General features: G+C 30.9%; 14 protein-coding genes. 12 read left to right on the forward strand and 2 right to left on the reverse strand.

Features of this window, described 5'->3' with window-relative positions; all coding sequences use genetic code 11:
- Positions 1-56: 56 nt before the first annotated feature.
- The 9 genes from ACXGQT_RS08745 (at position 57) to ACXGQT_RS08785 (ending at position 10,021) form a co-directional block, all read left to right on the forward strand.
- On the forward strand, positions 57-1,583 hold the full coding sequence (locus tag ACXGQT_RS08745; RefSeq protein ID WP_457828217.1) for a GNAT family N-acetyltransferase: 1,527 nt from the start codon (positions 57-59) through the stop codon (positions 1,581-1,583).
- A 52-nt stretch (positions 1,584-1,635) separates the two neighbouring features.
- Entirely contained in the window at positions 1,636-2,019 is a 384-nt protein-coding gene (locus ACXGQT_RS08750) for a DoxX family protein (RefSeq protein ID WP_457828218.1), read from the forward strand.
- A 126-nt stretch (positions 2,020-2,145) separates the two neighbouring features.
- Positions 2,146-3,864, forward strand: a complete 1,719-nt coding sequence (locus tag ACXGQT_RS08755) for a DUF255 domain-containing protein (protein WP_457828219.1) — start codon at positions 2,146-2,148, stop codon at positions 3,862-3,864.
- A gap of 18 nt (positions 3,865-3,882) precedes the next feature.
- Positions 3,883-4,308, forward strand: a complete 426-nt coding sequence (locus tag ACXGQT_RS08760) for an HvfA family oxazolone/thioamide-modified RiPP metallophore (protein WP_457828220.1) — start codon at positions 3,883-3,885, stop codon at positions 4,306-4,308.
- A gap of 63 nt (positions 4,309-4,371) precedes the next feature.
- Entirely contained in the window at positions 4,372-5,202 is an 831-nt protein-coding gene (locus ACXGQT_RS08765; RefSeq protein ID WP_457828221.1) for an HvfB family MNIO-type RiPP peptide maturase, read from the forward strand.
- Complete coding sequence (locus ACXGQT_RS08770) at positions 5,189-5,905, forward strand: HvfC/BufC N-terminal domain-containing protein (RefSeq protein WP_457828222.1); 717 nt, start codon at positions 5,189-5,191, stop codon at positions 5,903-5,905. Before ACXGQT_RS08765 ends, ACXGQT_RS08770 begins: the two co-directional genes overlap by 14 nt.
- Before the next feature lie 154 nt (positions 5,906-6,059).
- Positions 6,060-6,938, forward strand: a complete 879-nt coding sequence (locus tag ACXGQT_RS08775) for a bile acid:sodium symporter family protein (protein WP_457828223.1) — start codon at positions 6,060-6,062, stop codon at positions 6,936-6,938.
- Between the two features lie 161 nt (positions 6,939-7,099).
- On the forward strand, positions 7,100-7,741 hold the full coding sequence (locus tag ACXGQT_RS08780; protein ID WP_457828224.1) for an NAD(P)H-binding protein: 642 nt from the start codon (positions 7,100-7,102) through the stop codon (positions 7,739-7,741).
- Between the two features lie 75 nt (positions 7,742-7,816).
- Entirely contained in the window at positions 7,817-10,021 is a 2,205-nt protein-coding gene (locus tag ACXGQT_RS08785; protein WP_457828225.1) for a DUF2339 domain-containing protein, read from the forward strand.
- A gap of 58 nt (positions 10,022-10,079) precedes the next feature.
- Here the strand turns inward: ACXGQT_RS08785 and ACXGQT_RS08790 are convergent, their stop codons facing one another.
- Positions 10,080-11,027 carry a phosphoribosylaminoimidazolesuccinocarboxamide synthase gene (locus ACXGQT_RS08790; protein ID WP_457828226.1) on the reverse strand — a complete coding sequence of 316 codons (948 nt, stop codon included), beginning with the start codon at positions 11,025-11,027 and terminating at the stop codon, positions 10,080-10,082.
- Positions 11,028-11,173: 146 nt separating this feature from the next.
- The gene (locus ACXGQT_RS08795; RefSeq protein ID WP_457828227.1) at positions 11,174-12,121 is read right to left on the reverse strand and encodes a PhoH family protein; all 948 of its coding nucleotides are present in this window, start codon (positions 12,119-12,121) and stop codon (positions 11,174-11,176) included.
- Between the two features lie 110 nt (positions 12,122-12,231).
- Here ACXGQT_RS08795 and ACXGQT_RS08800 point away from each other — a divergent pair, with 110 nt between their 5' ends.
- From ACXGQT_RS08800 to gldG, 3 genes are read left to right on the forward strand one after another with little or no spacing between them, the layout of a single operon-like run.
- Positions 12,232-13,074: an SAM hydrolase/SAM-dependent halogenase family protein gene (locus tag ACXGQT_RS08800; protein ID WP_457828228.1), complete on the forward strand. Its 843-nt coding sequence runs from the start codon at positions 12,232-12,234 to the stop codon at positions 13,072-13,074.
- Positions 13,074-13,793, forward strand: coding sequence for an ABC transporter permease subunit (locus ACXGQT_RS08805; protein ID WP_457828229.1), 720 nt, complete (start codon positions 13,074-13,076; stop codon positions 13,791-13,793). The genes ACXGQT_RS08800 and ACXGQT_RS08805 overlap by 1 nt, the downstream gene beginning before the upstream one ends.
- Positions 13,786-15,420: a gliding motility-associated ABC transporter substrate-binding protein GldG gene (gene gldG / locus ACXGQT_RS08810; RefSeq protein WP_457828230.1), complete on the forward strand. Its 1,635-nt coding sequence runs from the start codon at positions 13,786-13,788 to the stop codon at positions 15,418-15,420. The genes ACXGQT_RS08805 and gldG overlap by 8 nt, the downstream gene beginning before the upstream one ends.
- The last annotated feature ends 3 nt before the right edge of the window (positions 15,421-15,423 follow it).

The raw sequence follows: 15,423 nt of genomic DNA on the forward strand, positions 1-15,423 counted from the left end.
ATCAAATACTTTATTCACTATATTTAACTTAATCAACAAAGAAATAAAATGACTTTATGAACATTGAAGAAATAGATAATATTGAGTTAAAATACTTAGATATAGAAGACTATCAAGAGCTAAAATTAGCCATGATGGAAGCCTATAAATCTCTAGAAAACTCTTATTGGGAAAAATATCAAATACAATCTTTAATAGATAAATTTAAAGAAGGACAAGTTGTAATTAAAGTAAACGGACAATTAGCAGGTTGTGCTTTGTCTATTATTGTGAATTATGAAAAATTTTCGGACAAGCATACTTACGAAGAGATTACTGCCAACTATACTTTTAACTCTCACAGCAATGAGGGAGATATGCTTTACGGAATTGATGTCTTTATAAAACCTGAATTTAGAGGTTTAAGATTAGGAAGACGTTTGTATGATTACCGTAAAGAATTATGCGAAAACTTAAATTTAAAAGGAATTATATTTGGTGGTAGAATTCCAAATTACCACAAACATGCGCACAGAATAAAACCCAAAACTTATATTGAAAAAGTTAAACGTAAAGAAATTAACGATCCGGTTTTAAACTTTCAAATTTCTAATGATTTTCACCCTACCAAAATTATGACAGGGTATTTAGAAGGAGATACAGCTTCTAACGATTTTGCTGTTTTAATGAGATGGGACAATATTTATTACCAAAAACCTAACAAAGTAGCAACTCAAACCAAAGAAGTGGTTCGCTTAGGCTTGGTACAATGGCAAATGAGGCCTTACAAAAACTTAGATGATGTATTGCAACAAGCAGAGTTTTTTATTGATGCCGTTTCTGGCTATCGATCAGACTTTGCTTTGTTTCCCGAGTTTTTTAACGCTCCCTTAATGGCCGAAAACAACCATTTACCCGTTTCTGAAGCTATTAGAGAATTGGCCAAACACACACAAGATATTGTTCAAAAATTCTCTGAACTATCTATTTCTTATAACATTAATATTATTGCAGGGAGCATGCCCGAAATGAAAGGAAGCAAACTTTATAATGTAGGGTATTTGTGTAAAAGAGATGGGTCTGTAGAACGTTATGAAAAAATACACGTTACTCCAGACGAAGAAAAAGTTTGGGGAATGCAAGGAGGAACTCAAGTAAAAACGTTTGATACTGATTGTGGAAAAATTGGAATTTTAATTTGTTATGATTCTGAATTCCCTGAATTAAGTCGATTACTAGCCGATGATGGTATGGATATTTTATTTGTTCCTTTTTTAACAGATACCCAAAATGGATATTCTAGAGTAAGACACTGTGCACAAGCAAGAGCTATAGAAAACGAATGTTATGTAGCCATTGCAGGAAGTGTTGGTAATTTACCAAAAGTAGAAAACATGGATATTCAATACGCACAATCTATGGTATTTACCCCATGCGATTTTGCTTTCCCTACTAATGGAATTAAAGCCGAAGCGACTCCAAACACAGAAATGATTTTAATTGCCGATGTAGATTTAAGCTTACTAAAAGAGCTAAACCAACACGGTAGTGTAAGAAATTTAAAGGATAGAAGAACAGATTTATACGAATTAAGAAAAAAATAAATTCTTCATTTATTTTGATTAATTTTAGATAACTAATTCAAAAACCTAACAAATGGAAAAAGTAAAAAACATAATACTTTTTATATTATGCCTATTATTCGGACTGATGTTTATCAACGCAGGATTAAACAAATTTTTTAATTACATGCCCATGCCAGAAGAAATGCCACAAGCTGTTATGGATGCCATGACCGCCATGCTATCTCTTAAATGGCTAATGCCACTAGTTGCTATTGCAGAAATTGTAGGTGGTGTTTTATTTATATTTAAAAAAACCAGAGCATTAGGTGCATTAATTAATTTTCCTATAATGATTGGAATTGTGCTTTTTCATGCTACAACAGACCATGATTTAATACTACCTATTATTTTTAGTGCAATTTTAATTTGGGCAATGATAGATCATAAAGAAAAATACGCTCCTTTATTCAAGTAGCTAAAAAACTGTAATTCAAACCCTAAATCCGATAATTTAAAAATTATCGGATTTTTTTTGTGCTATTTTCAATAAAAATAAAACCATCCTGATTTCTTTCTCGTAGATATTGCAAACGGAATCATTATGAAGCTTTTGAGTAGCATTTTTTTCTTATTCATCTTTAACATTTCTTTTGCAACTGCAATTGAATGGCAAAAACTAAATGCTAATACCTTTATTAAAGCAAAGAATGAGAACAAAATTATTCTGTTAAACTTAAAAGCAAACTGGTGTCATTGGTGCCATGTAATGAAAAAGAACACTTATGCAAACAATGATATTATTGCTTATTTAAATGAACATTTTATTACCACTGAAGCAGACCAAGATGCCAATCCAGAATTATCTAACAGGTACAAAGACTACGGATGGCCTGCTACTATTTTTATCAATTCAAAAGGACAAGACATTGTAAAAAGAGCAGGATATATTGCTCCCGAAAACTTTTTAAGACTATTAAAAGCCATTGTTAAAGACCCATCACCAGAAGAAACTCAACCTGATTTAACAAACATTACCAACACCACAAATTCCGATGTTGATTTAATATTAAAATTAGAAAACAACTTTATCAACTCTTTAGACATTACAAAGGGGGGCTTTAATCAATCTCAAAAATATATTGAGTACGCTACTTTTGAAAAAGCACTATTAAACCACAACAACACAAACCTTAATACATGGATAAAAAACAGTATTAAAGGAGCAAAAAAATTAAATGATCCTGTTTGGGGAGGTATGTATCAATACTCCACTCACAACGATTGGGAACATGTACATTTTGAGAAATTATTGTCTATCCAAGCTAGATACCTCAACATATTTTTACAATACTATACTTTTTATCAAGATAAAAACTCTTTAACCCAAGCAAAGAAAATCATTCAATACACAAATACTTTTTTAGACAACAAAAACGGATTGTATAGCAATGCCCAAGATGCAGATTTAATACAAGGACAACATGCAGCAAATTATTTTGCTTTAAACAATACCGAAAGAAGAAAATTAGGAATTCCTAACATAGACAAAAACACCTTTACAGACAACAATGCTGCTATGGGTAGTGCCCTATTAAGATTGTATTACGCTACACAAGACAAAGAGCATTTAAACAAAGTTAAAAACATAGAAAATGCTTTGTATAAACGTAAAAAAACATCGGGTTTATATGCGCATGGAAATAAAAAAGAAAACATCACTAGCTTAAAAGATCAAATTGCTATGGCTCATTTTTTCATCAACCTAATTAAAAGTGACATCACCAACAACAAAGCAAAACAAGAGTTACATGTATTATGTTCAACTATAAAAAATACATTTTTATTAAAAAACGGAGCCTTTAAAAGTTTTAAAGGAAACAACGGATTAACAGCTCTGCCATTAAAAGAAGAAAACATTAGCATAGCAAGAATTTTTAACTGGTATGGATGGTACTCTAACAATAAAGAATACATCAATATTGCTAAAAAAACATATCAATTTTTAACCTCAGAGGTTTTAGTAAAAAATTATTACTCAGAAGCATCATTGTTATTACTCCAACAAGAACTGCAAAAAGAACCTAACCAATACATTTACTTAAACACAGGTACAGGAAACAATTTTAGTAATTATTTACAAAGCATTGTTCCTTTTTACAGCCTTGTTTACACAGGAAAACTAGATCTGCTCCCTAAAGAAAAACAAGAATTAATTAAAAGTTTTAACAAGAACGTACTGTTTAGCTGTACCTCAACTTATTGTTCAACACCTATATACTCGGAGGAGACACTCAAAAAAGAATTCAATAAAAATAAATAATTATTAAAATCAAATCTTATGAAAAATTTCACAAAAAACTCATTATTAACAGGAACTTTAGTTGCTGGAGCGTTAATTTCTACAACTGATGTAGCTGCAACAAGCTTAACTGTAGATTATTTAGGAACTGGAGGACAAGTACGTACTCAATTATTATCAACTTCTACAAACCTTTTATCATCTGCTATTGATGGATTAAAATCTATTCAAGGGGCTTGTGGTGAAAAGAAAACTACCGATGCAAAATGTGGTGAGAAAAAAACTACAGAAGCTAAATGCGGTGAAGCAAAAGCTAAGGATGCTAAGTGCGGAGAAGCTAAAACCAAAGATGCAAAATGTGGCGAAGCAAAAGCTAAAGATGCTAAGTGCGGAGAGGCTAAAACCAAAGATGCAAAATGTGGTGAAGCAAAAGCAAAAGATGCTAAGTGTGGAGAAAAGAAATAATCTAAACATTTAATATATAGACGGATTAATACATGTTTAATCCGTCTATTTTAAAAAACTATTATGGTAGGAATTGGATACAGAAAAGACTTTGCAGAAGACTTTGCAGACAACAATATTTTAAAACCTTCTTTTATTGAGGTTGCTCCAGAAAACTGGATGAATGTTGGTGGATATTATAAAAAGCTATTTGACAAAGCTCTAGAAAAACATCCTCTTTTTGTACACGGCCTATCTTTATCGGTTGGTAGTCCAGAGGGTATTGATACTAATTTTGTAAAACAAGTAAAAAAATTCTTAGACGAGACCAATACGGTTGAATATTCTGAACATTTGAGTTTTTCTAAATGCAACAATGCTCATTTGTTTGATTTATTACCCATTCCTTTTACTCAAGATGCAGTAAAACACGTAGCCAAAAACATTCGTTTGGCTCAAGATATTTTAGAAAGAAAAATTGCCATAGAAATTGTAAGTTATTACTCGCCTATTGCTGCAGAAATGACAGAGTTGGAATTTATTAACAACGTAATTAAAGAAGCAGATTGCAATTTATTGCTAGACGTAAATAATATTTATGTTAACAGTTTTAACCACCAATACAACGCTAAAGAATTTTTAGCCAATTTAGATTTAAACAGGGTAAAATACATACACATGGCTGGCCACACTCAAGTTGCTGATGATTTGATTATTGACACCCATGGAGAAAACATTATAGACCCGGTATACGAATTGTTTGGTTTTGCCATGCAACAATTACAACGTGATGTGCCTGTATTGTTAGAACGAGATTTTAATATTCCAGAATTAGACATTTTACAACATGAAATGAATCAGTTACAAAACATTAAAACCAAAAGTCTAAAAAAGCAACACCATGTTATTAGCTAAAACACATCAACACCAAACTAATTTGGCTACTTATTGCAGAACAGGAAATCCTATTGAAATAGAAGGTGCTGTGCAAAAAAACCTAACACATTACAGACGTTTGGTTTTTAACAACGTGCTAGATAGCCTGGAAACAGCCTACCCTCTTACTGAAAAATTATTAGGGAAAGAAAAATGGGAACTACTTGTCAATCGCTTTTTTAGTAATTATGATATACAAAGTCCACAAATTTGGAAAATGCCTGAAGAATTTAAAAACTATATTCTTAAACATGAACCTGAATTAACAATCAAATATCCTTTATTAGAAAATTTATTAAATTTTGAATGGCTTGAGGTTGAAATTTTTATGATGATGGACATTACAGCCCCTAAACCACTCCCCAATACTTTTATTTTAAATCCAGAAATGGATATGATTAGAGTTGACTATCCTGTTCATTTAAAAAATCCAAACCTTATTACCAAAGCAGATATAGGGACGTATTTTATTTGCATGCACAGAAATCCTGATACAGGAAATGTTCAATTCACCAATTTATCTATTCCTTTTGTTGATGTATTAGAAAAATTATCAGCAAAACCTTTAACAGAAACAGAAATTAAAAATATTTTACAAAAATATGCATCGGACGAACTTGTTAACACTGCTTTTAACAATTTCATTCAGCAATCATTATCCACAAAATTGTTGTTTACTTAAACTCGCTACCCCTTAAATATAAAACAGTCTAAGTTATTTGCTTAGGCTGTTTTCCTTTACCAACATAAAAACCTAATCTATATCAATTCAATAAAGTAAAAAAACACCTATGTTTGTTATGCTCAAATAATATTTATTTATTTTTTATAAAATCATGACAGACTTATTATTAGACTTTTTACTACCATTCTCTTTAGCTGTTATCATGTTCGGAATGGGAATGTCTTTAAAAACAAAAGACTTTTCAAGAATTTTTAGACAGCCTAAAGCTGTAATACTAGGAGTTGTTAATCAAGTAATTATACTACCTTTATTTGCATTAACCTTAGCTCTTATATTTAATTTAAACGACACTATGGCTGTTGGGTTAATTATTTTGGCTTCATGCCCTGGAGGAGCAACAAGTAATATTATTACACAAGTTTGTAATGGAAACATAGCTTTATCTGTAACACTAACGGCTGTTACTAGTTTTACTAGTATTTTTTCTGTTCATTTTGTTACTTCTTTTGCCTTGTCTTATTTTAACACACAAACCACCACCACATTTGAACTACCTGTTATAGATACTATAATGCAAATTATGGCTATTACAGTTATTCCTATTTGTATTGGTATGCTAACACTTAAATACAAACCTAATTTTGCCCTAAAAATGGTTAAGCCCATGAGACTAGCTTCTACCGTAATATTTATTTTAATATTAGCTGGACTTATTGCTACCAATTTTAGCCAAGTAAAAGAATCTATTAAGGCTGTTGGACTTGTTACCCTAATACTAAACCTTAGCATTATTGGATTTGGTTTTTTAATGGCTAAACTTTTTAAACTAAACGATAAAGATGCTATTTCTATAGGGGTAGATGGTGGTATCCAAAATGCTACACTCGGAATTGTTATAGCCTCCTCTATGTTAAACAACATAGAAATGGCTATTCCTACAGCTGCTTACTCTATTTGGATGTACATTACAGGAGCACTTTTAATGTGGATTATTAGTAAAAGAAATAAAAATTTACAAAACAATCTATAACTCCTAAACGTCTGGTTCACAAACTTTGTTTTGATTATTTGATTAACATCAACTAAATAAAACCTATCATGGTATCTTTCTTGCCTTTATATCAATAATAAAGACTGGTATTTAACTAGAATAAATACTGCTTTTTTTATTAATCGTAAAAAAATATATTCATGAAAATTTTAGTGATAGGAGCAAGTGGAAGAGTTGGAAAGATTTTAACAGAAAAATTACTAGAAAGCAATCATCAAGTTGTAGGTACTACTAGACAAGACAAACTTCTTTTTAACCACAATTGTTACACACAAATTTCTTTGGATTTACTTGGAGAAATTGAAGACATACAAAAAACAATCCCTAATGACATAGATGCTTTTTATTTTGTTTCTGGATCTAGAGCTAAAAATTTACTTGCTTTAGATTTACATGGAGCTATTAAAACCATGAAAACTGCAGCAAATAAAAACATAAAACAATATATTATGCTTAGTTCTGTGTTTTCTTTAGAAACCCATAAATGGAAAGAAGAAGGGTTTGATGAATTAAAAGATTATTACATAGCCAAACACTATGCAGATGAGTGGTTGGTTAAAAACAGCAACTTAAACTACACTATATTACAACCAAGTGCTTTAACAGAGACTACAGGTACAGGGAAAATTGAAATAAACATTAGACACCCTGGTGAAAATGCTATTGAAGATGTAGCCACCACTTTGGTAGAGCTTTTAAACAACCAAGCAACCTATAAAAGAGTCATTTCCATGCATAGTGGAAAAACTCCTATTAAAGAAGCTATTAATAGCTTAGAGTAGAAATAAAATTTGTCCTGAAATTAGGAATGTCTTGAGTTTATAATTTTATTACATTGTAGCGAATTAAAATTGGCTATGGAAGATATTAATGAATTATATAAAAGACTTGAAATCCTAGAGCAGAAACAACTCTCTTTCCAAAAAGAAATACAAGTTTTAAAACAGGACATTCAACGTTTTCATAAACCAGTAAAAGAACCTATTGCTGTACCCCAAACTCACATCTCTGTTCAGAAAACAAAAATTAAAAAGAAAGAAAAAACACCTGTCTCTTTTAATTTTGAAAAAATAATTGGTGAAAATCTTATCAATAAAATAGGAATTATTATCACCATAATAGGAATTTCTATAGGTGCAAAATATTCTATTGAACATAATTTAATTTCACCAACTACCAGAATCCTCTTGGGTTATTTAGCCGGCTTTATCTTACTAGGTTTAGGACATAAGTTAAAAACAAAATATTTAAACTACGCAGCTGTTTTAACTAGCGGAGCTTTTACAATCCTTTATTTTATTACGTTAATCGCCTATAGTTTTTATCAGTTACTGCCTATGTGGTTTGCTTTTTTAACCATGTGTTCTTTAACAATTTTAACTGTTTTTACCGCTCTAAAACTCAACAAACAAGTCATTGCTCATATCGGATTGGTTGGTGCTTATGCCATCCCTTTACTACTTAGCAGTAACAATGGAAACATAGCTGCTTTGTTTGTTTATGTTGCAATTATAAACATTGGTATTTCATATATTGCCATTAAAAAATATTGGAAGCCTCTGTGTTATAATGCTTTTAGCGTTACATGGGTTTTATTTATTTCTTGGTTTTTTAAAGATTATGAATACGAACAGCATTTTGGAATTGCTTTTGGCTTTTTAAATGTGATTTATATTACCTTTTACAGCATTTCTTTATCTTATAAAATCATTAAAAAAAACACTTTTTTAGCCAGTGATGTTATTTTAATTCTATGCAACACTCTTTTATTTTTCTGTTTAGGATATCTTGTTTTAAACTATCATTCATCTACCAAAAACCTCTCTGGACTATTTACCATTTATATTGCTCTTCTTCATGGTTTGGTAGCCATGCTTTTATACAAACAACCCGTTAAAGACAAAAACCTACAGCAACTTATCATAGGTCTTTGCATTCTATTTATCACCTTAACCTTTCCAATACAATTTAACGGAAGTTGGATTTCTATTTTTTGGATTGGTGAAGCTTCTATTTTATTTTGGATTGGTAGAACTCAACAAAAAGGATTTTACGAAAAACTTTCTTACCCATTAATTGTATTGTCTTTTTATAGTCTGCTTATTTATTGGTTTAAATATTATGATGCTTCTGGTGCTGAAACAAAAATCAACTTGTTTTTAAATCCCTATTTCTTAAGTTCTGCATTATTCATTACTTGCATGTCTTATATTAATTTCATCAATTTAAAACACAAAAGCATTTTAGGTGACAAATCTAATTTATGCTCTATTTTTTCACACATCATTCCTTCTCTTTTAATAGCAAGTACCTATTTGGCATTTTATTTTGAAATTGCTACCTATTGGGAACAACTCTACAAAAACTCTATGATTGATGATAAGTTAATTCTAAATAGAAATATTTTAAAATTTAAAATGATTTGGCTAATTAATTACAGCTTGTTTTTTATGTCTATTTTAAACTATATCAATCATAAAAAGATAAAAAACAATAGTTTAGCAAAGGTTGCAATAATCTTTACTTTTTTGTTTACTCTTATTTATTTAACCTTTGGCCTTTTAAGTTTAAGTGATTTAAGGGATGCTTATCTAGATAATACAAGCTCATATGGCACTTCTTATTTTATTACCATTAGATACATTTCTTATCTATTTATAGGATTATTATTTTACACAGCCTATTCAAATAGAAAATTAGTTTCTATTAAAGTTTTTGATATTTTTTTATATGTTGTACTGTTGTGGATTTTAAGCAGTGAACTTATTAATATATTAGATTTATTTACAACTGTAGCCTCTTATAAATTAAGCCTAAGTATTTTATGGGCGATCTATTCCTTAGGATTGATTTGCTTAGGAATTTGGAAACAAAAACAACATTTAAGAATTGCTGCCATTGTTTTATTTGCAGTTATTTTAATAAAATTATTCTTTTACGACATTTCTCACTTAGATACTATAGCCAAAACCATTGTATTTATTTCTTTAGGAATAATTCTATTGGTGATCTCTTTTTTATATAACAAATACAAAAACATCATCAATACCAAGGAGAGTTAAAAACCAAAACAGCCCAAGCAAATTGCTCGGGCTGTTTTTATATAAATTTTAACGTTGTTTACTTTGTAAGAAACGCTGTTACGTTTTTTTCTATTCTATCTAACACGTTAGAAATATCTGCTTTCACAAAATTCTCTCCTGTAATTTGCTCGTATAACTCAATATATCTGTTAGAAATTTCTTCTATTTTTCCGTCTGTTAATTCAGGAATTTGTTGCCCTTCTTTTCCTTGAAATCCGTTTTCTATTAACCACTGACGAACAAACTCTTTAGACAATTGCTTTTGAGCCTCTCCGTTGTTTTGTCTTTCTTGATACCCATCAGCATAAAAATAGCGAGAAGAATCTGGGGTGTGAATTTCATCAATCACCACAATTTTTCCATCGGCTGTTTTTCCAAATTCATATTTGGTGTCTACCAATATCAATCCTCTTTCTGCAGCCAACTCTGTTCCTTTTTTAAACAAAGCCAAGGTATAAGCCTCTAATTGCTCGTAATCTTCTTGAGATACAATTCCTTTAGCTAAAATATCTTCACGTGAAATATCCTCATCATGATCTCCTAAATCTGCTTTGGTTGTTGGAGTAATAATTGGATTTGGAAACTTATCATTTTCTTTTAATCCCTCTGGCATGGTAATTCCACACAACACTCTTTCTCCACTTTTATAAGTTCTCCAAGCATGACCTGTACAGTAACCACGTACTACCATTTCTACTTTAAAAGGCTCGCAAGCATACCCCACAGTTACATTAGGATCTGGTGTTCCCAATACCCAGTTTGGACATATATCTTTGGTTGCTTCTAACATTTTAGCCGCAATCTGATTCAAAATCTGTCCTTTATAAGGAATTTGTTTTGGCATAATGACATCAAAAGCAGAAAGCCTGTCTGATGCTACCATCACTAATTTTTCGTTTACCGTATATACTTCACGAACTTTTCCTTTATAAATAGCCGTTTGACCAGGAAAATTAAAATTGGTATCGTTAATTGTGTTACTCATCTCGGAATTTAATTTGATGCAAAAGTAGTTAAAGTTTATAAAGTAATTAAAGTTTGTAAAGTTAAAAGTTTGAACCTCATAACACCTCTAACAACTATCTCTATTTTTAAATCCTTTAAAAACTTGCTGACTTTAAAACTTTGATCTTATTCAGTTTCTATACTTTTATAAGCTGTAATTATTTCTTTTACCAAACGGTGGCGAATCACATCTTTTCCATCTAAATATACCTGTGCAATTCCCTTTACTTCCTTTAAAGCCAATAAAGCTTCTTTTAAACCTGATACTTGTTTTCTTGGCAAATCTATTTGCCCAGGATCTCCCGTTATCACAAACTTGGCTCTTTTCCCCATACGGGTTAAAAACATTTTCATTTGACTATGAGTAGTGTTCTGAGCTTCATCTAATATCACAAAAGCATTGTCTAAGGTTCTTCCACGCATAAAAGCCAAAGGAGCAATTTGTATGACTCCTTTTTCCATATGCGATGCCAAACGTTCAGCAGGAATCATATCACGTAAAGCATCGTAAAGTGGTTGCATATACGGATCTAACTTTTCCTTCATGTCTCCTGGTAAAAAACCTAAATTCTCACCAGATTCTACTGCTGGTCTTGTTAAAATAATTCTCTTTACTTCTTTTTCTTTTAAAGCCCTTACCGCCATGGCAACTGCAGTATAAGTTTTACCTGTCCCTGCTGGCCCTACAGCAAACAACATGTCGTTAATTGCCATCGCTTTTACCATGTTTTGTTGATTTTCAGTTTGTGCCTTTATAAAGGTTCCACCAACTCCATGCACTAGCACATCATCGTTCACACGTTTTTTTTGCAATTCTATTTGAGAAGCCAACAACAATTGCTCAATACTGGTTTCATCTAACTTGTTGTATTTAATTAAATAATTAACCAATACCTGAATTCTTTTTTCAAATTCATCTAACAAAATAGGTTCTCCGTAAGCTTTGATAATATTTCCTCTTACCACTAATTTTAATTTAGGATAGTAAGATTTAATCAAATTTAAATGTGAGTTATTAGATCCAAAAAAGTCTATTGGATTGATTTCTTCTAGGGTAATTAAGCGTTCGTTCAAGCTAAAAATCTGTTTATAAATTGCCCTTACAAAGTACATAAATATCATTTACAATTCTGTAAATTTGCTTAGAATAATTATCACAAAAAACTTATTACCACTCCCCTTGTATGGCATTTATTACCTTAACTACAGATTTTGGAAGAAAAGATCATTTTGTATCTGCAGTAAAAGGAGCTATATTTACCTTGTTACCAGATGCTAAAGTGATTGATATTTCGCACGAAATTTCTCCTTTTAACATTACAGAAACAGCCTATATTTTAAAAAATGCTTACAAAAGTTTTCCAAAAGGAACCATTCATATTATTGGGGTAGATTCCGAAATGACACCAGAAAACAAACACATTGCCTTATTGTTAGATGGTCATTATTTTGTTTGTCCAGACAATGGAATTATGTCTATGATTGCCTCGGAAATTAATCCAACAAAAGTGGTAGAAATTAACATTCACGATAGAATTGAAACCAGTTTTTCTGTATTAGATGTTTTTGTGAATGTAGCTTGTCATATTGCCAGAGGAGGAACTTTAGAAGTTATAGGAAAACCGTTGCAAGAAATTACCAAAATGGTAGAATTGCAACCACAAATTGTATCGGAATCTAAAATTATTGGCTCTGTTATTTATATTGATAATTATGGTAATGTCATTTCTAACATTACCAAAGAACTATTTAACCAAGTAGGTAAAGGACGAAAATTTACTTTATCTGCAGGTAGATATAACTTTAAAAAAGTACTAAGCAAATACAGCGATATTGTTGATTTTAACTTACCGGTAAACGAACGAAATTCTGCTGGTAGTAAATTGGCTTTGTTCAACTCTGGTAGTTATTTAGAAATTGCCATTTATAAGAGCAATTTACAAACCGTTGGAGGAGCTTCTAGCTTATTAGGATTAGATTATAGAAGTAGTATTAGTATTGAATTTGAAAAAGAAACTTCTGCCTAATGAAAGCCATTTTTAACAAAGAAATACAATCTTTTTTTAGCAATGCCGTGGGGTATTTATTGGTTGCTTCTTTTTTGTTAATTAACGGATTGTTACTTTGGGTTTTTAAAGGATACAGTAATATTATTTACAGTGGCTTTGCCAATATCAACGCATTTTTTAACAACAGCTCATGGGTTTTGGCTTTTTTAATACCTGCCATTACCATGAAGAGTTTTGCCGATGAATACAACAACGGAACTTTAGAAATTTTAAAAACTTTACCCATTTCTCATTCTAGCATTATTCTTGGAAAGTTTTGGGCTTATGTGGGTATTATTTGTATAACCCTTATACCCTCTTTGGTTTTTGTTTACAGCACCTATCAATTAGGAAACCCTGTTGGAAATATAGATTTAGGGAGCACTTTTGCCTCTTATTTAGGATTGATTTTACTATCCGCTACATATATAGCTATCGGAATTTTTAGTTCAATTGCAACACAAAACAACATCAGTGCTTTTATTTTAAGTATTTTGATTAACATGGTCTTATATTTTGGATTTCCTGCCCTAGAAAACTTATCAGAAACATCTACTTACGGATGGAATACTTTAGGAATTCCAGAACATTTTAATAGCATTAGCAGAGGAGTGATTGACACTACAGACCTTGTTTATTTTATCTCTATCTGTTTTGCTTTTTTAGCTTTTACCAAATTAAAATTAGACAATGACTAAAAAGAAAAAACATATTTTTTTTATTGTTCTGTTGCTTATTTTGGTCAACATTATTGCCGTTAACATTCACTACAGATGGGATGTAACCAACGACCAACGTTATTCTGTTTCTAAACCCACAAAAACACTTTTACAAAACACTAAAAAGCAAATTGTTATTTCTGTTTTTTTAACAGGCGATTTGCCTTTTGATTTTGAAAGACTCAGCAAAGAAACTGCTTATTTTTTAGAAGAACTTAAAAGTAAAAACAGTAGAATTTCTTATAGGTTTATCCATCCACAAGGAAAAGAAGAAAGCCTTATAAAGCAAGGATTGTCTCCAAGTAGATTGACCGTTCAAGAAGATGGAAAAGTATCTGAAAGTGTTATTTTTCCTTATGCTATTGTAAGTAGCGGACAAAAAAAAGCATTGGTCAACTTATTAAAAAATTCTGGTTTTGAAAATCAAGATAGTCAAATAGAAAACTCTATTCAGCATTTAGAATTTGCTTTTGCCAATGCCATTCAAAAAGTAACGGCTATAAAAAAACAAAAAATAGCTGTACTTAAGGGAAATGGAGAACTACAAGATATTTACCAATATGATTGGCTAAAAACTTTAGGAGAAAATTACTACATGGCTCCTTTTACCTTAGACTCAATTGCCAGCAACCCTGAGAAAACATTAAAAGAGTTACAACAGTTTGATTTGACTATTATTAGCAAACCTACTGAAGCTTTTACCGAAGCAGAAAAATTCACATTAGATCAATACACCATAAACGGAGGAAAATCTATTTGGTTGCTAGACATGGTTCACACCCCTAAAGATAGTTTGATGCAAAACGGAAAAGTGTTGGCTTATCAACGTGATTTAAATTTAACCGATTATTTGTTTAACTACGGAGTTCGCTTCAAAAAACATTTGGTAAGAGATTTATATGCTGCTAGTATTCCACTAGCTACTGGAAAAGTAGGCAACAACACTCAGTTTGATGAATTTTTATGGGATTATTATCCGTTAATAAAAAGCAATAACAAGCATGTCATCAGTAAAAATATTGGAGAAATAAAATTAGAATTTGCCAATAGTATAGATACTTTAAATCCAACCATAAAAAAAACGCCTTTATTAGAAAGTTCTAATTTAACCAAAACACTTACCGTTCCAAGTTATGTAGATTTGGCCAGTATTGCCGAAAATGCAAACATCAAATCCTACAATGAAGGTTCTAAAATATTAGGAATTTTGTTAGAAGGAAATTTTAAATCTGCCTACAGAAATAGAATAAAACCTTTTCAAAATAATTTTATCAGCCAAGGAACTCAAAACAAAATGATTGTGATTGCAGATGGAGACATCAGTACAAATCAAATAAGTAAAGGACAACCCTTAGAACTTGGGCTAGACAAATGGAACAATCAGTTTTTCCACAACAAAGAGTTTTTAATGAATGCCGTAAATTATTTATTAAATGACAACGGTTTAATTCAGCTACGCTCAAAAAAACTGGTATTAAACACCATTAACAAACCAAAAGCTTATCAAGAAAAGTTTAAATGGCAATTGATTAATTTAACAATTCCTATTGCATTGTTGAGCTTTTTTGGATTGATTAATTTTTATATTAGAAAGCGTAGGTTTTAGAAG

The organism is Wenyingzhuangia sp. IMCC45467, from assembly GCF_054111205.1.